Origin of the sequence: Cellvibrio fontiphilus (assembly GCF_042646205.1) — a bacterium.
Taxonomy (GTDB): domain Bacteria; phylum Pseudomonadota; class Gammaproteobacteria; order Pseudomonadales; family Cellvibrionaceae; genus Cellvibrio; species Cellvibrio fontiphilus_A.
On sequence record NZ_JBHRTF010000002.1, the window covers coordinates 238,202 to 259,120 of the forward strand.

Here is a 20,919-nt window from a genome sequence, read left to right on the forward strand (position 1 = left end):
TTTCACACTTTCATGCTATCAGCGATTTTTTTACTGTCGTCTCAGTCAACGCGGGATCAGCCCATGGGACTGACTTGCCTGGAGGGAGTGTGTAGATTTTTTAAAATTAACTTGTTTATCAATAAGTTAATAACCTGGGTAGCGTTACCAATAGTGTGTAATTACCACCCAGTGCTAAAAGTGGAACCTGGTTTCAAGGCATGAAAATCATCATTTGAGACTGAATCGAAAAGTCGAACCCATAAAAAAAGCGACCCGCAGGTCGCTTTTTTTGCTGTTTTGAGCTGGATTCAAACAATCACGCCTTGGCGCGTTCTTCCAGAATCGCAACCGCTGGCAACACCTTGCCTTCTACGAACTCAAGGAAAGCACCACCGCCGGTAGACACGTAAGACACCTTGTCAGCCAGGTGCCACTTGTCGATAGCGGCCAAGGTATCGCCACCGCCGGCAACCGAGAAAGCGTCGCTTTCGGCGATAGCACGGGCAACCACTTCGGTGCCTTTAGCAAAGGCGTCAAATTCGAACACACCACAAGGGCCGTTCCACAGGACAGTTTTAGCGTTTTTGATGATCTCGGCAACACGCGCGGCGGTTTCAGGGCCGTAATCCACAATCTCTTCGTCAGCCTGGATTTCGTTAACTTTCTTGGCCACACACACAGAGTTGTGGTTCCACTCTTTAAAGCCTTCTTTAGTCACACGCACGTCAGTGGCAAATACCACTTCAGTTTGCGCGCGCAGGCGCTGGGCTTCAGGAATCAGGTCTTTTTCGTACAGCGAGTTGCCCACTTCGTTACCGGCTGAGGCTACGAAGGTATTGGAAATGCCGCCGCCAACGACCAGCACATCGGCAATTTTGGATACTGCATCCAACACACTCAGTTTGGTGGACACTTTTGAACCACCCACAATCGCAACCAATGGACGCGCTGGGTTATCCAACACTTTGGCCAACGCTTCCAGCTCAGCTGCCAGCAATGGGCCAGCGCAGGCGATAGGGGCGAATTTGGCCACGCCGTGAGTGGAGGCTTGGGCGCGGTGCGCGGTGCCAAAGGCATCCATCACAAACACATCGCACAGCGCTGCCATTTTTTGCGACAGGTCGTCGGCATTTTTGCCTTCGCCCACATTGAAGCGAACGTTCTCCAGCAACACCAGGTCGCCTTCCATCTCGAATCCATCAACCCAATCTTTGACCAGCGGAACAGCACGACCGAGTTTCTCGCTCAGGTATTTAGCTACCGGCGCCAGTGACGCTGACTCATCGTAAACGCCTTCATCAGGGCGCCCGAGGTGCGACATCACCATCACTTTTGCACCCGCCGCCAATGCCGCCTTAATAGTAGGGATAGAGGCGTCGATACGCACCGCGCTGGTGATACGGCCATCTTCCAGCGGCACGTTCAAGTCCTGGCGAATCAATACACGTTTACCAGCGAGATCCTGATCTTTCATCAATTTAACAGTCATGCTTTTCACCTTTTAGAAAGGGCTCCGAATAAAAACCAATGCCATTGTAATCCGATTTACCGCCTGTTTTGCCAATGGGCAAGGCAAAACAAAACACCCGACTCGCGCCGGGTGTTTGTGTGCTTTTAGTCTTCCAACAGTTCTTCTACGGTACTCACGATGTTATCAACCGTGAAGCCGAAGTGTTCGAGCAGTTTATTGCCGGGGGCTGATTCACCGAAGCTGGTCATACCCACGATGCGGCCGTCGAAGCCGACGTATTTGTACCAGTAGTCGGCGTGGGCAGTTTCAACCGCAACACGTGCGCCAACGCTGATCGGCAATACCGATTCTTTGTAGGCCACGTCCTGCTGATCAAACACAGAAGTAGAAGGCATAGAAACCACACGCACGTTGCGGCCTTTGGCTTTCAGTGCTTCGGCTGCTTTTACAGTCACGCCCACTTCTGAACCTGTGGCGATCAAAATAGCTTCTGGCTCGCCCACAGAATCAACCAATACATAACCACCTTTGGCGATGTTGGCGACTTGCTCGGGAGTGCGCGCAAAGAAATCCAGGTTTTGACGGCTGAATACCAAGGCGGCTGGGCCGTCTTTACGCTCAACCGCGGCTTTCCAGGCAACCACAGATTCAGTGCTGTCAGCTGGGCGCCAGGTTTCCAGATTAGGGGTCAGACGCAAAGTGCCCAATACTTCGATTGGCTGGTGGGTTGGGCCGTCTTCACCTTGACCGATGGAGTCGTGGGTGTACACAAACACGTTGCGCAGTTTCATCAGCGCCGACATACGCACCGCGTTGGCCGCGTATTGTTGGAACATCAGGAAGGTCGCGCCGTAGGGGATAAAACCACCGTGGGCCGACACGCCGTTCATGATCGCGCTCATACCAAATTCGCGCACGCCGTAATACACATAGTTACCGCTCGCATCGCCTGCTTCTACGCCCTTGGATTTTTTCACCAAGGTCAGGTTGGAACCGGCGAGGTCAGCGGAACCGCCGAGGATTTCGGGCAGCCACTCAACAAATGCCGCGATAGTGTTTTGTGAGGCTTTACGGCTGGCGATCTTCTCGCCTTTGGCTTGAGTCTCAGCGATAAAGGCTTCAGCTTTGGCAGCAAAGTCAGCTGGCAAGTCGCCTTTGATCACACGGCGTTCAAACTCGGCACCCAGTTCTGGGTAAGCCGCTTTATAAGCAGCCAGTTTTTCGCTCCAGGCTTTTTCTGCCGCTGCACCTTTGGCTTTAGCATCCCAACCTTCGTATACATCGGCTGGAACCACAAAGGGCTCGTATTCCCAGTTAAGGGTTTTACGCACCAGCGCCACTTCTTCCAGACCAAGGGGTGAGCCGTGGCAGTCGTGTGAGGCTTGTTTGTTAGGAGAACCGAAACCGATGATGGTTTTGGTAACGATGAGGGTTGGCTTGCTGGTTTCAGCGCGCGCCGCTTCGATGGCGGCTTTAATCGCTGCTGCATCGTGGCCATCAACCGCCGGGATTACATGCCAGCCGTAAGATTCAAAACGCTTGGGTGTGTCATCGGTAAACCAGCCTTCAACGTGACCATCGATAGAGATACCGTTGTCATCATAGAAGGCAATCAGTTTGCCCAAGCCCAAAGTACCGGCCAAAGAGCAGGCCTCGTGGGAAACACCTTCCATCATGCAGCCATCGCCCAGGAAGCAGTAGGTGAAGTGGTTAACCAGCTCATGGCCATCGCGGTTGAATTGTGCGGCCAGCACTTTCTCGGCCAGCGCCATACCAACGGCGTTAGCAATACCCTGACCCAAGGGGCCAGTCGTGGTTTCAACACCGGGGGTATAACCGCGCTCCGGGTGACCGGGGGTGTTGGAGTGCAATTGGCGGAATTGCTGCAAGTCTTCCATGGAAACGGCATAACCGCTCAGGTGCAACAGGGAGTAAATCAACATGGAGCCGTGACCGTTGGACAATACAAAACGGTCGCGATCAGCCCACTCGGGGTTTTGTGGGTTGTGTTTTAAAAAGTCATTCCAGAGAACTTCGGCGATATCCGCCATGCCCATAGGGGCGCCAGGGTGACCTGAGTTAGCTTTTTGAACGGCATCCATCGAAAGGACACGGATGGCATTGGCAAGGTGTTGGCGAGTTGGCATGAAACTCAAGGCTCCTTAGGTATAAGTTGATTGCTGTTGTAGGTGGATGCATCTCTGCCGCCTGTGCGGATCAGAGCACCCCGGGGTTGCAAAGCACTAATGGGCTAATGCCACTTATTTACTGGCCTCTGATGGGCTTTTGTGTCGTTGGGTTCCAGCCGCCGTCGCTGGGAGCAAGCCTTTTGGGGAAAACAAAAGCCCGCTGACAAAATGGGCAAGCATTTTCGCCCAGCAAGCGCTGCCCGTAAAGGAATAACCGAAGGCATAGGTGTATTTAATCGATAAAAACTGTCAATAAAGATCTAAAAAACCACTGCTTAGTACAAATCCTACCAAAAGGCGCCAACACCTATATCAAAATATTTTGATATAGGTTTTTCAGGCTGCTAGACTGCACAGCATTCACCCGCCACAGAACCGACTATGAACCAATCCCTGCAAGGCACCGCTGACGACCTCCCTCTGCTCACCGATATGGTCGAGCTGGAAACACCGCTCAGCCCCCTCGCCAACCTGCTCAAAGCAGCAGGCGACCCTCTGCGCCTGGAAATTCTGCGGGTGCTGCGCCAGGACTCTTTTGGTGTACTTGAACTCTGCCGGATTTTTGCGCTCAAGCAGTCGGGCATGAGCCACCATTTAAAAGTCCTCGCCAATGCCGGCCTGCTCAGTTCGCGGCGCGAAGCCAATTCTATTTTTTATCGCCGCGCTTATTTATCGCCTGACCACCCCTTTGCCGCCTTGCAGCAACAATTATTTGCAACGGTGGATAAATTAGCGATTGCCGAGCATTTGCGTGAGCCAATTCGTGAATTACAGCTGGAGCGCAGCCAGGCCGCACAAACCTTTTTCAGTGAAAACGCCGATAAATTTCGCGCGCAACAGGATTTAATTGCCAGCTACCCTGTGTACGCCGAGCAGATGACACAACTGCTTAACAACACAGCACTGCGCGATAAAAAATTAGCGCTGGAAGTCGGCCCGGGCGAAGGCGAATTTCTCGCGATTCTCGCGCAGCAATTTAATCAGGTAGTTGCCTTGGATAACGCGGCCAATATGCTCGACAAAGCACGCGCCTTTGCTCGCGAAAAAAATCTGCGCAATATCGAATTTATTCATGGCGATACCCAAAGTTTGCAAAATCACAAAGTATTGGCCGACTGCATACTGGTCAACATGGTGCTGCACCACACGCCTTCGCCAGCCGATATTTTTCAGGATTTAAGCACAGCACTCGCACCCGGTGGTGCATTACTGATCTGCGACCTGTGCCGTCACGAACAAGCTTGGGCGCGCGAAGCCTGCGGCGATTTATGGCAGGGCTTTGAGCCAGAAGATTTTTCCCGCTGGGCGCAGGCAGCAAACTTAGAGGAAGGGCAAAGCGTTTATTTTGCATTACGCAACGGCTTCCAGATTCAATTGCGCCAATTTTTTAAACCGGCGAATTTTTAAAACATTAACCCCAACCTGACCCTCCCCTTAAAAAGAGGGAGGGAATAAATCGCACTCCGAATTAATTTGGGAGTCGCGCTCCTCCCCCTGACAAGGGGGAGGCTGGGAGGGGGTAAAAATTTCATTTTCACAAAGGAAAACACCATGTCTGAATATTCAGTTTTTACTTCCGAATCGGTATCCGAAGGGCATCCCGATAAATTAGCCGATCAAATTTCCGATGCGGTGTTGGATGCAATTTTAAAAGATGACCCCAACGCCCGCGTTGCGGTAGAAACGCTGGTAAAAACCGGCATGGCGATAGTTGCCGGTGAAGTGCGCACGTCAACTTATGTAGATCTGGAAGATTTAATTCGCCAAGTCATTTTGGATATTGGCTACAACTCCAGCGATGTCGGTTTTGATGGCGCGAGCTGCGCTGTATTAAATGCAATCGGCAAACAATCCGCAGATATCGCTATGGGTGTGGATGAAGCTGACGATAAAGATTTGGGCGCAGGCGATCAGGGCTTGATGTTTGGTTTTGCGACCAATGAAACTCCCGTATTAATGCCGGCCCCCATTTATTACGCGCACCGTTTGGTAGAAAAACAAGCGCAACTGCGCAAGAGCGGCGAACTGCCTTGGTTGCGCCCCGATGCCAAAAGCCAGGTGACACTGCGCTACGAAAACGGCAAGCCCGTTGCCGTGGATGCGGTTGTACTTTCCACCCAGCACAGCCCCAGTGTTCAACAAAAAGAAATTCACGAAGCGGTGCGCGAATTAATTATTAAAAACGTACTACCTGCTGAGTGGCTGCACAGTGGAACCCAGTATCACATCAACCCTACCGGCCAATTTATTATTGGCGGCCCCGTGGGTGACTGTGGTTTAACTGGCCGCAAAATTATTGTGGACACTTACGGCGGCATGGCGCGTCACGGTGGCGGCGCTTTCTCAGGTAAAGATCCATCCAAAGTCGACCGCTCTGCGGCTTACGCAGGTCGCTATGTTGCTAAAAATATTGTGGCAGCGGGCTTGGCAGACAAGTGTGAAATTCAAGTGAGTTATGCAATTGGTGTCGCAGAACCTACCTCTATTTCTATCAACACTTTTGGCACCGGCAAAATCGCTGATAGCGCCATTATTGATTTGATTCGCGAACACTTTGATTTGCGCCCGCGCGGTTTAATTCAAATGCTGGATTTGAAACGCCCGATTTATCGCCAGACTGCAGCCTATGGTCACTTCGGCCGCGAGCTTCCCGATTTCACCTGGGAAAAAACGGATAAAGCTGAGGCGTTGAAGAAAGCGCTTTAAAACATTTAACCCCACCCTAACCCTCCCCTTAAAAAGAGGAGGGGATAAAGCAGCTCCGAATTAAATAGGGAGTAAAGCTCCTCCCCCTTGCAAAGGGGGAGGCTGGGAGGGGGTAAAAAATTCATTTTCAAAACAGGATTCCATTATGAGCTTCACTGATTACAAAGTTGCCGACATGTCCCTCGCCGCTTGGGGCCGCAAAGAAATTGAAATCGCCGAAGGTGAAATGCCGGCGCTGATGGCGCTGCGTCGCAAATATGCCGCGAGCAAACCATTGGCCGATGCAAAAATTATTGGCTGCATTCACATGACCATTCAAACCGCAGTGTTGATTGAAACACTGGTGGATTTGGGTGCAGAAGTGCGCTGGTCGTCGTGCAATATTTTCTCCACACAAGATCACGCTGCCGCCGCGATTGCAGCCGCAGGCATTCCAGTATTTGCGTGGAAAGGTGAAACCGAAGAGGAATTCTGGTGGTGCATTGAGCAAACCATTTTGAAAGATGGCAAGCCTTGGGAAGCCAACATGATTTTGGATGACGGTGGCGATGTAACCCAAATCGTGCACGAGAAATATCCGCAGATGCTCGACAAAATCCACGGTATTTCCGAAGAGACCACCACTGGTGTGCATCGCTTGCTCGACATGCTGAAAAAAGGCCAATTGAAAGTGCCCGCGATCAACGTCAACGATGCGGTCACCAAAAGTAAAAACGACAACAAATACGGCTGTCGCCACAGCTTGAGCGATGCAATCAAACGCGGCACCGATCACTTGCTGATGGGCAAAAAAGCCTTGGTAGTGGGTTACGGCGATGTGGGTAAAGGCTCAGCGGCTTCACTGCGTCAGGAAGGCATGATTGTTAAAGTCACTGAAATCGATCCTATCTGCGCCATGCAAGCTTGTATGGATGGTTTTGAAGTGGTATCGCCCTACAATGACGGCATTAACACCGGCAAATTTGAAGATATTAACCACGCCGTGCTGGGCACTACTGACTTGGTAGTCACAACAACCGGTAACGTCAACGTGTGCGATTCCGCCATGCTGCGCGCGCTGAAACGCAATGCAGTGGTGTGTAACATCGGCCACTTCGACAGCGAAATTGATACGGCGTTTATGCGTAAAAACTGGGAATGGGAAGAAATCAAACCCCAGGTACACAAGGTGTATCGCGATAAAGCCACTAACGATCATTTGATTATTTTGTCGGAAGGCCGCTTGGTGAACCTGGGCAATGCAACCGGTCACCCATCGCGCATTATGGACGGCTCTTTCGCCAACCAGGTACTCGCGCAAATTTATTTGTATGAGCGTAAATTTGCCAACCTGCCCGCCGAGCAAAAAGCAGAACACTTGTATGTGCGTGTACTGCCGAAAAAACTCGACGAAGAAGTGGCTAAAGACATGGTGGAAGGTTTCGGCGGTGTTATCACCAAACTCACCGCACAACAGGCTGAATATATCGGCGTAGAAATTGACGGCCCCTTTAAGCCGGAATCTTACAAGTATTAATTAACACCAAACCCCACCCTAACCCTCCCCTTAAAAAAGGGAGGGAATAAATGCAACTCCGAATTAAACAGGGAGTAAGGCTCCTCCCCTTTTTCAAGGGGCAGGCTGGGTGGGGGTAACAACAGGAAATATCATGAACGACTCACAACCGCGTTTAAGTTTTGAATTCTTTCCGCCAAAAACGCCGGAAGGAAAAGAAAAACTGATTAAAGTACGCGACCAATTAAATGAATTTGCGCCCGACTTTTTTTCGGTCACCTATGGCGCTGGCGGCTCCACGCGCGACAATACCAAGGGGCTAATTACCCAATTTAAAAATGACGGTATTGCTGTGGCGCCACATCTGTCGTTTGGTGGGGACGATGAAACCACCATCAAAAGTTTGCTTGAAGAATACCAAGCGGCTGGCGTTGATCGCATAGTGGCGCTGCGTGGTGATATGCCCTCTGGCGTTGGTGGTGCTTATCAATTGGTGTATGCCAATCAGCTGGTCGCTTTTATTCGCGAACACTTTGGCAATCAATTTCACTTGGAAGTAGCCGCCTACCCGGAGATTCATCCGCAAGCAAAAAGTTATAGCGATGACATTCGCTACCTGAAAGGAAAATTTGATGCGGGAGCCGACAGTGCCATCACCCAATACTTTTTTAACCCCGACGCTTATTTTTATTTTGTTGATGAGTGCCAAAAAATAGGTATCACCCAGCCGATTTACCCCGGCATTATGCCCATCCTCAACTATAAAAACTTAACCCGTTTTTCCGACACCTGCGGCGCTGAAATCCCGCGCTGGTTGCGCAAAGCGCTGGAAAACTTCGGTGATGATGAAGCCAGCCTGCGCGCTTTTGGTGTGGAACTGGTCACTGATCTGTGCGACACACTGCTGGAAAACGGTGCGCCCGGTTTGCATTTTTACACCATGAATCAAACCGAACCTACCGCTGAAATTGTGCGCAATTTAGGCCTGGTGAGTGAATAGTTTTTCATGCAATGAGATTCAAACAAATCATTGAAAATAAAAAAGGGGCGCTATAAATAGCGCCCCCTTTTTTTACAATCGGACTATCAGCTCAATGAGCCTTGGTCATCGTCAAAAGGAAGGGATTCGGTAAGCACCGGTGCAGTTTCAGCAGCTGGCGAGGCTTCCACAGATACCGCCTCGGCGACAACTGGCGCTTCAACATCAGCAATCACTTCAGCCACTTCCACAGCCAGTGTTTCTTGTACAACCGGTTCACGGGTCGCTACCGGTGCCGCTACAACTTCGCTGGCAGATTTTGCCGCAGCTTTTTTAGGTGCAGGCTTTTTAACGGCTGATTTTTTTGGTGCAGCGGCTGTTTTTTTGGCTGCAACTTTAGCTTCAGCAGCAACTTCGGAAACGGGAGCTTTTGTGGGCTTGGCTGCTTTTGGTTTTTTAGCTGCTTTATCAACCTTAACAGCGCTCTCTTTTTCTACCTTTGCCGCTTTTTCTACTTTTGCAACTTTTTTTGCTTTAGCCGCGGGCTTCTCCGCTTTCACCTTGACTGGTTTTTCTACGGCTTCAGCAGATTTAGCAGGTGATTTTTTGGCTTTTTTGACTTTTCCTTTGCCCTTATTGCTCGCCGCCAACTCTTTAGCAACTTCTTTTGCGGCTTGTTGCGCAGCGTTTAATGCAGCCAATACTTGTTGGGCATTGGTTAACTCACTGGCTGCAGCAGTCTGATCTTTTTTGGCTTGTGACAGGCGCGCTTTTGCCGCGGCAGTGGTTACACCTTTGGCAGTAATATCAGCCACTTTTTTCTTGGCAGAGGCTACTGCCTTTTGCGCTGAACCAACCGCCTTTTGCGCAACTGCAAGTTCTTGTGCCCGGGCTTTTTCCAAAGCAGCACTGACTTTGGCGATTTGTTGTTCCAATTCAACAACGGAAACTTTGGGTTTTGAAGAGGCGGCCATAAAACAATACCTGTGTGAAAAAGCGTTGGAAGTGATAATTGGAATTGCATCGCCAATAGCGAATGCTGTGTGCGAATTGTAGCTTTGCCTCATTGAAAAGTGTATTCCTGCCCGCAAAGATCACTCGCCTGCCAGGCGGAACTTTACATTGGCCGCAGAGTCAGAGGCTGTCTGTTGCGACGAGCAGCAAGTTGGCCCAGTGCAAATGCGTAACAGTGCAGTGTTTGGCATGGTAGCAGCGCGCAAACAACGCTAAAAACACGCACATTTGATCAGACTTGGTATAACATTGCCCCCTGTTCTGGGGCTGCGCAGGCTGTCGGCTAGGAAGAGGCGAGGCAGGCAAACCAAGAGCCCGCTTCATACAGACAACAAATACAAATCTACGATTACAAAATAAGGTGCATTATGTTTAACAAACGTTTATTGGTTGTTGGCCTGATGGCTGCTACCGCAGGCTTGATTGGTTGCAATAAAGAAGAGACCAAAGTAGTAGATGACAGCGCCAAGCTGACTAGCCTGGAACAAAAAGCTAACTACATCATCGGTCAGAACCTGGCCAAAAACCTGCAAAACGGCGGTTTGGCAATTGAGCCAGATTCACTGGCATTAGCATTGGCAGACGTTCGCGATGGCAAACCTTCTCGCATCAGCGAAGAAGATATGCAGAAGATCATGCAAGAAGTTCAACAAAAAGCCATGGCTAAACAAGAAGAAGAGCAAAAGAAACTGAGCGAAAAAAATATTGCTGATGGCAAAAAATTCCTCGATGAAAACAAAGCGAAAGAAGGTGTAACCACCACCGAAAGCGGCCTGCAATACAAAGTGATTACCGAAGGTAAAGGCGACAAGCCAAAAGCTACCGACGTAGTGACTGTTCACTACACCGGCAAGCTGATCGATGGCACCGAGTTTGATAGCTCGGTAAAAAATGGCCAACCAGCGACCTTCCCTCTGGACGGCGTAATTCCTGGCTGGACCGAAGCACTGCAGTTAATGCCAAAAGGCTCCAAGTGGGAGATCGCAATCCCGTCTGAGCTGGCTTACGGTGCTGGCGGCCAAGGCCCAATCCCACCATCATCAGTGCTGGTATTTGAAGTTGAACTGCTGGATATCAAAGCGCCAGAAGCAGCAGCTGAATAATATTGCGGGAGTGAATCCCGATCATAAAAAAACCGCCAACTGGCGGTTTTTTTATGGGTGGTGAAAACACACAGGTGATTAATTCACCAGATCTTTATGCGATGTATGCAATACCGAAATTAAACGATCCTCTGCACTGAAGCGCACTTCCAACACTTCACCCAATTGCGACAAATCTTCGGTGAGTGTTGCCAAGTCATCGGTCTCCAAATATTTATCATTGAAGTCCAACAATTCTTCGGTGGTTTTATCCACAACATCATAAAGCTTGCCAGCTTCTTGCAGGGCATCGGCATCGTCAAACTCACGGCCTTCTTTAATCAGTTGGTCATAAACTTCAAAGTGGCCGGCTGAAACATAATCCACCAGAATTTGGCAAAAACTGCGAAGTTTTTCGCCGCGCTGCAGGTCGCTTAAATCCTGATCCAGACCACTCAGGGCACAGTACTGAACCAGCATTTGCTGACGCTCTTCCAACCAGCGATCAATGATTTCGCTGACACCACCCCAGCGCTCTTTAGCAGTTTTGCAATTTTCTAACATCAGTCATTCCTGTCCATTTTCGAAGAAGGTATGGCCTTTTCGCCAAGGCCGCGATTCTGTCGGCCACAATAGGCCATCTGGCGCATCAGGGCAAGACCGGTCAGCGGGCTTTACGCCCACTGGGTGCGCACCCGGCGCAATGCTTGATACAGATTAACGCCAGCCAGTGCGATAAACGCCATCAAGGTCCAGGCTGCCAGGCTCAGGCCCAGGATTTTATCCACGTGCGCGCAGTTACCATCCCCCTGCAGCAATAGTTTGAGTGCATCCATAAAGGGGAAAACCTCAAACATATAAGCCAAACCCGGGCCACAGGCTGGCACCTGATCCGCCGGCAAGCTCTGCAACCAGAGTTGACGACCGGCAAAACAGGCCCCCAACAGCGCACTGACAACACCGGCAAGGGCATAGGCGCGACGCCCACCATTCGCGGGATTATGAATTGCCGCGATCAACGCCAGCAGGCCGGTCAGTACTACAAAACCGCGCTGGGTAATACACAGCGAACAGGGCACCATCTTCATCACATGTTCCATATAGGCCGCCGCTAACATCATGGCGGTGCAGGCAATAAAAATGAGCAGGTTTATTTGACGCACACTGAATGACATGAATATTCCTTAAGGTGAAAAGTGAAGAAGGCAGTAGTGGATTTGCTATTGGAATAATTGACCTATGGTAAGCAATTATGCGCGCACTGGGCCAGCCTTTTAGCCAGGGACGCGGATTATTGCACACCGGCTTGATGCAGTTGGACTAGTGAATAGTCTATGCTGTGGTGCATAAACCATTGCACCGCTTGGCGCCAGAGTTTGAGCGACAAAGCCAGCTGAAGTTCACAGGGGAGAGAGTATGAAATGCGGTAAATACAGCCTGCTTTTACAATTTGGCAAGGGCTTGGGGCTGGCATTAGTCATGGCTGTGGCACAGCCCGCTCTGGCAGCAGGCGGTGGTGCCGCCAAAGGCGCTCCAGAGGGTATTAATTACATTCCCATTAGCCCGCCACTGGTGGTGAATTACGGCGGCCCCGGCAAGGCGCGCTACATAAAAGCTGAACTCTCGGTGCGCAGTGAAAATGCCACCGATGCCAATCTGGTGACTCATCACTTGCCGCTGATTCGCGATCGCCTGGTCAGTATTTTGAGCGCCCAGAGTGATGCGATAGTGAGCAGCGCCGAGGGTAAGGAATATCTGCGCCGCTATGCACTAGCGGAAATAAACAAAGCACTGTTGCAGGTTCAAGGTTTGCCGATTACCGAAACGGCTGTTGCGGGTACAGGTGCATCACCACAACCAGCATCGGCGCCGACATCTACAGCATCCACAGCAACAACATCCACACCACCATCAACAGCTGCGGCGCCAGCAGCTACCCCAGCAGCGCCAGAAGCAAGCACTGCCAGCCAGTTACCCGAGGTAATTGCGATTAAAGGCCCGGCGTCAGACCTGTATTTCAATAATTTCGTTGTGCAGAAATAAACCCAACACTCGCCACCAAGATCGCCGCCGCGCTTTCATAAGCGGAGGCTATGTCACTCAGCCTGCGCAGCGGCAGCCGCGATACTGGGCGTAATAGTTTTCCAAATACTCAGCAAACCCGAGTGACTGATCTGCCTCCAGCGCTGCTTGCGCTTGCAATGAGGTTTGGCTCATCTGCGCAAATTCCGCTTGCTGTTGAGCACTCAGGGGGCGCTGGGCAAAGTAGGCGCGCTGTTGTTCCGCAAGCGCGAGGGTGTGAGCGTAAAAACTCTGGCCTGCGGCGGTCATATCGCGCAGCACCTGCGCCGAGGGCGTCAACTCAGGGTTATGGATTTTTGCCTGCTGCTGCTCCACCGCCTGCAGATGCGCACTGCCGCCCTTGGCCTGATCCAGTAACCGCGCCGCCGCCATACTGCCCTGCAAAATTTCCCCGGCCCACTCGCGCATCGCAACCTCACCTTCACCGCGCAGCAAATGCAGCGCCGGGTCGCGGCCGGTATTAACGATACGCTTCTGGTTCTCCTGCCCCTGATAAAACTCGCGCTCATCCGTCGGCGGGCTGTCGCTGAGCAGGCAGTACAGCAGGAATGCATCCATCACCTGCATTTGCGTTTGGGTAATACCCAGCGGCTCATAGGGGTTTAAATCCACGCAGCGCACTTCCACATACTCCACACCGCGCAAACGCAGGGCTTGCAGTGCGGTTTCGCCGCGCCCGGTGGTGCGCTTGGGGCGAATACTGGAGTAAAACTCGTTTTCGATTTGCAGCAGGCTGGTGTTGAGCTGTTGATAATTGCCCTGGGCATCCTTCACCCCGATCTGCTCATAGGCGGGGTAACTTTGGGTTATGCCGCCGCAGAGGGTGGCAAGGTAATCGCTCAGGTTGTTGTAATTCACCACCAGGCTTTTTTGCGCATCGCTCTGGTAACCCAAATCGCCCATGCGCAATGAAGTGGCATAGGGTAAATACATGGTGTGTTCGGCCGCGGGGAAAGGCTGGAGTTTGTGGTTGCGATTTTTCACAAAACAGGAGCTGACCGCCGGCGATGCACCAAACAGATAAATCAGCAGCCAGAAATTGCGGCGGAAATTGCGAATCAAACCAAAATAGCGCTGGGTTTTAAAATCCTGCAGCGGCTGCTGATCGCCACTTTGCTGCTGCAGTGCCAACCAAAACCCATCGGGCAGGCTGAAGTTGTAATGGATACCGGCGATAGTTTGCATGGAGCGGCCATAGCGATGCCCCAACCCCACGCGATACACGGTTTTCATGGTGCCGGAGTTGGAACTGCCGTAACGGGCCACGGGGATTTGCGCATCGCCACCCAGGGTGCACGGCATGCTGGCCGGCCAGAGTCGCTCCTGATTTGCCGCCAAATGCTGGTAGGTAAAACGATGAATGTCATCCAGCTGCGCCAACAGGGGTTCCACATCTGCAAACGGCTCGGTGATAAATTCCAGCAGCGCTTCGCTGTAATCGGTGGTGATGTGCGGGTGAGTCAGTGCCGAGCCCAACGCGCGCGGGTGATCGCTCTGCGCCAAAGTGCCTTGCGGCGTTACCCGCAGGCTCTCTTTTTCCAGGCCGCGCAAAATTCCGCGCAGGCTGGCGTTAGCGGCTGGCTCGGCAAAGGCGCGGAGCAGTTCGGTGGATAATCCGGGAACCTGGGACAATTTGGAATCCTTGGGCGACAAGCGCAATGGTGCAGCAATAAAAAAAGCCGCCGCAGCGGCTAACCTAATCAGTGTAGAACAGACGGGCAGCGTGCCAGTTACTGCGGCGCCTGCGCGGCCTCGCCTGCGGGTGAGTCAGCATGCGCCTGCGCCGCTTCCGCCTCAAGCGTGGCCAACAGATCTTTACCCAACTTGGGCAGCGGCTCGGGCAGTATCTCCGGGTCAATCAGCGGCAGGCCTTTTTCATTGACGGCACAGGCCACCAGTTTGATGCGCTGGGTGTAATCCTTGGAACTGGCCTCTACCATCTGGTTGATGGCCTCATCTTTATGGGGCGATTTGAACAGGGCGTTCAAATCGCGACCATCCAACCAGTTATTTTGTTTACCCAGAAAAAGCTTGTGCTGGTTTTGCAGAATAAATAACTCGCTCATAGGCCTTACCATCAAAAAACGAAGTGCAGAATGGAGGCCAATGTTGGGGTTGCCGGTGCGAGTTTCAAGGCTTTATTTGGCCACCACCTCCACCCAATAACCTTTGCCCTTGGCCTGGATTTTTTCGTTGTACATGGCGCTTGCGCTCCAGCCCGGCAAATAAAATTTACCGGCATAACTCGCATTTAAAATAACGCGCAGGGTGACGCTGGTTTGATTGCGCTCCTGGTAGCGATAATTCCAGTAGTAGTCGCGCCACAAACTGAAATACCCCAGTACGCGGTCATCGCGGATGTCCAGATAATCTATGCCTTTTGGCAGTTGCGTACCCTCAAGGCGCTCGTTGCGGATTTGCCAGCCGCTGGGCACCACAGCAGTGAGCGCAATATTTTCAATTTGGTTGCTGAGCAGTTTATCGAACTCACCTGTCACCGTAATTTCCGCAACAAAATCCGTGCCCTGTGGCAGCTGTGCAACATCCAGCGGAGTATTGTCGAGCGTTAAAAAATTCACCGCCAAGGTGAGGCCATTGCTGCTTGCCGCCTCGCGCAAATTGGCCGGTGTACCGCGATTGCTCACCAACACACGAATTGGTTTGTCGTTATCATTGCGCACGGAAACCTGTGGCGAATCCAACTCGCGGCGAAATACAGCGCTGTTACTGCCCTGTGTGATCCAGTCTGTTTCGTCAGCTTGTTGATAAGAAAATTTAACGCCGTTGCTGCTGTGATTGGCGCTGGCAAATTCACTCATAGCTAAAAGCGCCCAGGCGATACTCTGGGTTGAATACCAGTTGTCACTGGATAATTCGGTAGCCATCTGCTCCGCGACTTGCCAGGTAATTTCCTGATCCGCTTTCAGGCTCACCAATGCCGCGAGCAATAACCCGCGGTCGCGCATCGCCGAACCGTAGGTGTAGCCCCAGTCTTTATACTCAGGCACGGCGGTTACAATTTCGCCCATCACATCCTGCGCAGCATCTTTTAAACCCAGGTGCTGGTATGCCATGGCCAATAACCAACGCGCCGGCAAGCTGTAACCCTGTGTGAGCTGCGAATTATTTTTTTGCATTTCACGCAGGCGATTCATCGCCGGCACTTCTGCGGCATCGGCGAGTGCCAGGGTGTATAGACGATAGGCGAGCACCATATCGTCGTAATCATTGCTGCGCTGGGGATTGCGCGCTGCACTGCGCTGGTAATTAATCCAATTGCTGAGCAGCGTTTGCGGCACGGAGTAACCCGCGCGTTTGGCCTCCACTAAAAAATGCCCGGCGTAACTGGACGCCCAGTCGTTAACGTAACCATCACCCGACCAATAACTAAAACCGCCGCTGGCATGTTGAAAGTATTGCAAACGTTTAATACCGGCGTTGATATTGTTATCGACAGTCGCTTTTTGCGCATCGCTCAAATTCACTAACTGCGCCAAACGCAATTGCGGGAATACCGATGAAGTCACCTGCTCCAAACAGCCGTGTGGATAGCTGATTAAATAATCCAGGCGCTGTTCCAGATTCAGCGGTGGCAAGCTGCTCACTTCCAAATGCGCTGTGTTAGTTCCAATCATGCCGTGGGCTTGCAAGGTGGATTGCCAGGACTCGCCCGGCTGCAATAATTTGCTCTGCCAAATACTGGAGGGCGGGTTGGCTGCGCGCGAATCAATATAAATTTCCTGGCTCGCCGTTTCATTGCCAGCACGCGCGGTAACTTTCACCCACCCCTTGCCAAGGCGATCGTTAACCCTGAGTTGCAAATTGGCAATCGCATCACCCGGCTCATTAAAATTCAGGGTTGCGGTGGATTTTTCCACGGTAAATATTTCATTGGTTTCAACCGAGATATTTACCTCGTTAATCGCCTTTTCACTGACAAATACATTTACCGGTAAATTCACCAACTCACCCGGGCCGAGCAGCCGCGGCAAAGTGGCAAAAAGTGTGACCGGCTGGGTGACAGTTACGGTTTTTTCCACACTGCCATAAGCGGTTGTGACAAGGCTGTCGCTATTATTGGCTGCAGTGGCACCTGCAACCAGCATCACTCGCACCGCACCCATATAAGGCGGCAAGGTAATTTTATGCTCGCGGCTTTCACCGGCGTTTAATGCAAAGGCACCGAGGAATTTCACCACCGGCGGGAAGCGGCGCTCGCGGCGTTTACGTTCGGCTTCGAGCGCTGCATCCGAGCCACCAATCGCCAAGACTCGCTCAAGGGATGCACCATAAGCACCAACAACCTGATCGAATAAATCCCAGGTGCGCACCCCGAGTGCTTCGCGCTGATAAAAATAATCGTGCGCATCCGGCGCGCGGAAGTTGGTAAGCCCAAGCAAACCTTCATCCACCATCGCCAGAGTATAGGTCATGGCGCGCTGATTTTTTTCACTCACTTTTAGCGTAAATTCAGTTTCCGGCCGAACTTTTTCGGGCACATCCAGCTGCGGTTGCAAACGGGTTGCCGGGTCTTCCACTAATAACGGCACTATGCCGTACAAACGCATGGGCGCTTCAGCAACACGCTCCTGATGTGGCAACAGCAGTGCCACCTGCGCATAGACATTGGGCGCCATAGCAGCGCTGATGGGAATTTCTATTTCGTTTTGCCCGGCTTGCAAATCCAGCCAGCGCGACTCCAACACCCGCGTACCATTTTCAATACTGAGCAGTACGCGGCCTTCACGCGCTTTTGGCAAACGCACCTTGGCAATATCACCCGGCTGATATTTTTCTTTATCGGCCGAGAGCATGAGCTGCGTGGCAGAATCTGCACTCGCGGCGGAATCATAACTCCACCCCAAATAAACAACCTTGCCCGCACAGTGAGCCTGCGCAGCACTGCTGTCACAGACACGAATCAGGTGGCGACCCCATTCATATTTATTTTTTTCCAGTTTCCAATTGATGCGGCCATTTTCATCACTCAGCAGCGTTTCACTGTGCACCGGGCGATGACTGCTATTAGAAAAATATTCCGCGAGGTTTTCGCTATTTTCATCCCACCACCAGCGCCAGCCAATTTCATACACTTCCAAATCTACCTTGCGCGCAGCAGCGGCCTTACCCTCATCATTCAAGGTTTGGATTAACACCGGGTGATCCACATCGCGACCAATAGCATCCATATAACCATCGCCTTTAGGAATATTAATGCCCACCCAACTTTCAAAAGGCAGCAATTCATAAGGGCGCAAAATAGTGCTGAAATTACCGCTCTCTTCAAACACGCGGGTGACAAAGGTAGCGGTGAGTTTACCGGGTGGTGGTGAAGACAAACTCACATTGAGCGGAAAGCTGGCATTGCCGGTTTCGTCCAGTTTTCCATCAAATACTTTTTGTGCGCTGCCGGCAAAACTGCGCGCCGGATCGTCAAAGGTAAATTGTTCAAACCCCTCAAAGCGGGTTTCGCGGCTGCTGAGTTTTAATTCTGAATCTGCTTTTAAATTTTTAGCCGTAGCGCCCTGCAACCACTGCGCAAAAAGTGCTACCTGTGCCGGCATGCTGCGCAAGCGCAGCGGTGTTTCGCTGGGCGTTAAATCCACTTTCAAACGATTGGGCACCACCATTTCTACTTTGATAATTTTATCGAAATAGCGATTGCCCACATGCACTACGGCGCGGTAGTTACCGGTGGGTGCAGTCTCCTCGGTTTTTAACGCGAAGGTATAAAAATTATTGACCGGCTGCACATTGGTTTGGCTCAGCACTTTTTTGCCGCTGGGATCAAATAAATCCAGGGTGACCGGGTGATTGGCCGGTAATTTTTGGGTTTTGTCTTCCAGAATAAAACTGAGGAAAATATCATCGCCGGGGCGCCACACATCGCGCTCGCCATACACAAAACCTTTAAGTCCCGCTTTGATGTGTTCACCGCTCACATCAAATTGATTGGTCGGCAGGGCTTCACTGCTGCGCAAACGCAAATAACCGCGCTGCGTTTGGTGTTTCGCTTCCAAATAAAACGCAACGCCATCGGTGTTTAGTTGCAACATACCGTATTGGTCACTGGTGCCCTGCGCAATCGGCTGACGCTGGTAGTTGTACGCAATTATTTCCGCACCCGCGAGCGGCTTGGCGGAATTTAATTCAGTAGTGATGACATGCAACTGATTGGCGCTGCCGCGTTTGGCGAGCATACCAATATTGGACACAATAAAATTGCGCGCTGACGCTATGTTGTCACCGTAGTAGTAATAGGTGTCGTCGCAAGGATTATTGCGTTCGCTGTAATTGTAATAACCCTGGGATTGATAATATTGTTGATACCAGGCCGGTTCCTCGGCGCGCTCGTAGTAACTTTCGCCATCGGCATCCTCCGGCATTTTTGTCACCGGCTCTGTGGGGCGGGTTTGCGCGCAGGTGTAAATGGAATTGCTGCGATCAATGCGCAATTCCAAACGAATTAAACCGTCCGGGTGCTGCGCCATCAGCTCGGATAATTCCAACTGAAACCGCTGGGCGCCGGTGCGTGGAATATCGGGCAGCTGATAGGTTTTGCGCCACAAATAGCGACCGGTATCGGTTGCTGCGGCGGCCGCGGTAAGCGAATAATCCTGCAAGTATTGGCCGATGTTATTAGCAAACACTTTAAAGGCGGTTACTTGTACCGAATCTACACCAGCCGCTTCAAAAGGTACGGAAATTTGACTGGCAGGCGGCAAAATACTGCTGCTGCCCACAAACCGCACCAGTGGTTTTACCAAATCCAAAACAATTTTTTGTTCGTAGTCGCTACCTAAACTTTGCTGTGTTTGATTATTAATACTGCCGCTGATTTTTAGATTGAGTTCGCCGCTCTCCAATTTATCGGGAGTGTAACGCAGCAAACTGCCGTCAATAACTACACTCACTGGTTTGCCTTCCAGAGTGACCAAACCGCTGAGATTTTGGTTGCTGTCGAGCAGATCGGAGAATTGAATTTCAATCGCGGTATTGGGTGTGCGAATAATCTGAACGCCGGTCACCTGAAAACTTTTACGCGCAGGAATTTCCAACTCGCGCGCACCTTTATCACTGGAACCCAAGGCCTCGCCATCCCAGCTCAGGGTGAGTTTGCCCTGGCGGTCGCCGCGCTCAATCCGGGTGACTAAAAAACGATGGGTTTTGCGATCAGTGTCCTGCGTCCAGACTAAATCCACAGGGCGATCATCCGCCGCAATTTGCAGGATTTTTTTCACGCTGTTTAATTCAGCGGTATCAGCCGTGGTTAATACCCCGGTTAATTGCATGAGATTTTCGTCATCCGCCATTACGGCAAGACCGTCCACACGCAAATCAAAATCCTGTTTAATGGTCTGCACTTCAAATTCAAAATCGCCCAGCGATTTATCAATTGCCTGCAGCTCGTCAGGATGTAAGCGAAAACGGATTTTGCTATCGCTGGGCAAACGCTCAACCGGTTGGATGCGCAATTCACTGGTGGAAATAAACACCAAATTTACCGGCGTTTTTATATCCAGCGTCAGCAATTTATCAGAAAAAGCGCTGTTCACTTGCGCCTCATCCACCACGGGATGAGTAAAACGAATATAGAGCGGAGCTTCAGTCGCCACCCAGCGCTTGGGGTAATCGGCAATATGGTTGTCCCATGCGGGCGCCGCTTTTTCACTCGCAGCTGTCCCTGCCTTGGGCGTAGCTTCACGCTCGGGCGCAGGCTTATCACAGCCGGCGAGCATAAGGTTCATCAACACGACAACAAACCATAAAGACCAATGAACGCGCATAATATTTCCCTGTTTAGTTTGATGAATGGAAGCCAGCTTTACATAGCTGGTCGGGTCACGGTTTACAGCTCCGCATAGATAATTAGTATCGCTGTTGGTACTTTTCTTTGTCTCAGCACTGCCGAGACAATT

General features: G+C 51.4%; 14 protein-coding genes. 6 read left to right on the top strand and 8 right to left on the bottom strand.

All coding sequences use genetic code 11. The annotated features are described in order from the left end of the window. Nucleotides 1–298 precede the first annotated feature (298 nt). Both ACFODX_RS02910 and tkt read right to left on the bottom strand, forming a co-directional pair. Nucleotides 299–1,471, bottom strand: coding sequence for a phosphoglycerate kinase (locus ACFODX_RS02910; protein ID WP_378115879.1), 1,173 nt, complete (start codon nucleotides 1,469–1,471; stop codon nucleotides 299–301). Between the two features lie 125 nt (nucleotides 1,472–1,596). Next, entirely contained in the window at nucleotides 1,597–3,600 is a 2,004-nt protein-coding gene (gene tkt / locus ACFODX_RS02915) for a transketolase (RefSeq protein WP_378115881.1), read from the bottom strand. Nucleotides 3,601–4,023: 423 nt separating this feature from the next. Here tkt and ACFODX_RS02920 point away from each other — a divergent pair, with 423 nt between their 5' ends. The 4 genes from ACFODX_RS02920 to metF all read left to right on the top strand — a co-directional run bounded on the left by ACFODX_RS02920 (nucleotide 4,024) and on the right by metF (nucleotide 8,843). Continuing rightward, complete coding sequence (locus ACFODX_RS02920; RefSeq protein ID WP_378115883.1) at nucleotides 4,024–5,049, top strand: metalloregulator ArsR/SmtB family transcription factor; 1,026 nt, start codon at nucleotides 4,024–4,026, stop codon at nucleotides 5,047–5,049. A 144-nt stretch (nucleotides 5,050–5,193) separates the two neighbouring features. Next, nucleotides 5,194–6,348 carry a methionine adenosyltransferase gene (gene metK / locus ACFODX_RS02925; protein ID WP_378115885.1) on the top strand — a complete coding sequence of 385 codons (1,155 nt, stop codon included), beginning with the start codon at nucleotides 5,194–5,196 and terminating at the stop codon, nucleotides 6,346–6,348. 145 nt (nucleotides 6,349–6,493) lie between these two features. Continuing rightward, entirely contained in the window at nucleotides 6,494–7,864 is a 1,371-nt protein-coding gene (gene ahcY / locus ACFODX_RS02930) for an adenosylhomocysteinase (RefSeq protein ID WP_378115887.1), read from the top strand. 133 nt (nucleotides 7,865–7,997) lie between these two features. Then, nucleotides 7,998–8,843, top strand: coding sequence for a methylenetetrahydrofolate reductase [NAD(P)H] (metF, locus tag ACFODX_RS02935; protein WP_378115889.1), 846 nt, complete (start codon nucleotides 7,998–8,000; stop codon nucleotides 8,841–8,843). A gap of 86 nt (nucleotides 8,844–8,929) precedes the next feature. Here metF and ACFODX_RS02940 read toward each other — a convergent pair whose 3' ends face one another. After that, complete coding sequence (locus ACFODX_RS02940) at nucleotides 8,930–9,796, bottom strand: hypothetical protein (RefSeq protein WP_378115891.1); 867 nt, start codon at nucleotides 9,794–9,796, stop codon at nucleotides 8,930–8,932. Nucleotides 9,797–10,204: 408 nt separating this feature from the next. Here ACFODX_RS02940 and ACFODX_RS02945 point away from each other — a divergent pair, with 408 nt between their 5' ends. Continuing rightward, nucleotides 10,205–10,939 (top strand): FKBP-type peptidyl-prolyl cis-trans isomerase, encoded by a 735-nt coding sequence (locus ACFODX_RS02945; RefSeq protein ID WP_378115893.1) that lies wholly within the window; start codon nucleotides 10,205–10,207, stop codon nucleotides 10,937–10,939. Nucleotides 10,940–11,017: 78 nt separating this feature from the next. Here the strand turns inward: ACFODX_RS02945 and rsd are convergent, their stop codons facing one another. Both rsd and ACFODX_RS02955 read right to left on the bottom strand, forming a co-directional pair. Then, the gene (gene rsd / locus ACFODX_RS02950; protein WP_378115895.1) at nucleotides 11,018–11,482 is read right to left on the bottom strand and encodes a sigma D regulator; all 465 of its coding nucleotides are present in this window, start codon (nucleotides 11,480–11,482) and stop codon (nucleotides 11,018–11,020) included. Between the two features lie 110 nt (nucleotides 11,483–11,592). Further along, a complete protein-coding gene (locus ACFODX_RS02955) occupies nucleotides 11,593–12,093 on the bottom strand; it encodes a disulfide bond formation protein B (protein ID WP_378115897.1) in 501 nt (166 codons plus the stop codon). Between the two features lie 241 nt (nucleotides 12,094–12,334). Between ACFODX_RS02955 and ACFODX_RS02960 the strand changes: the two genes are divergently transcribed. Continuing rightward, nucleotides 12,335–12,961: a flagellar basal body-associated FliL family protein gene (locus tag ACFODX_RS02960; RefSeq protein ID WP_378115899.1), complete on the top strand. Its 627-nt coding sequence runs from the start codon at nucleotides 12,335–12,337 to the stop codon at nucleotides 12,959–12,961. A 57-nt stretch (nucleotides 12,962–13,018) separates the two neighbouring features. Here the strand turns inward: ACFODX_RS02960 and gshA are convergent, their stop codons facing one another. The 3 genes from gshA to ACFODX_RS02975 all read right to left on the bottom strand — a co-directional run bounded on the left by gshA (nucleotide 13,019) and on the right by ACFODX_RS02975 (nucleotide 20,787). Continuing rightward, nucleotides 13,019–14,632, bottom strand: coding sequence for a glutamate--cysteine ligase (gene gshA / locus ACFODX_RS02965; protein ID WP_378115901.1), 1,614 nt, complete (start codon nucleotides 14,630–14,632; stop codon nucleotides 13,019–13,021). 98 nt (nucleotides 14,633–14,730) lie between these two features. Continuing rightward, complete coding sequence (locus tag ACFODX_RS02970; protein WP_378115903.1) at nucleotides 14,731–15,066, bottom strand: hypothetical protein; 336 nt, start codon at nucleotides 15,064–15,066, stop codon at nucleotides 14,731–14,733. Between the two features lie 72 nt (nucleotides 15,067–15,138). Beyond that, nucleotides 15,139–20,787: an alpha-2-macroglobulin family protein gene (locus tag ACFODX_RS02975; protein ID WP_378115905.1), complete on the bottom strand. Its 5,649-nt coding sequence runs from the start codon at nucleotides 20,785–20,787 to the stop codon at nucleotides 15,139–15,141. Nucleotides 20,788–20,919 lie beyond the last annotated feature (132 nt).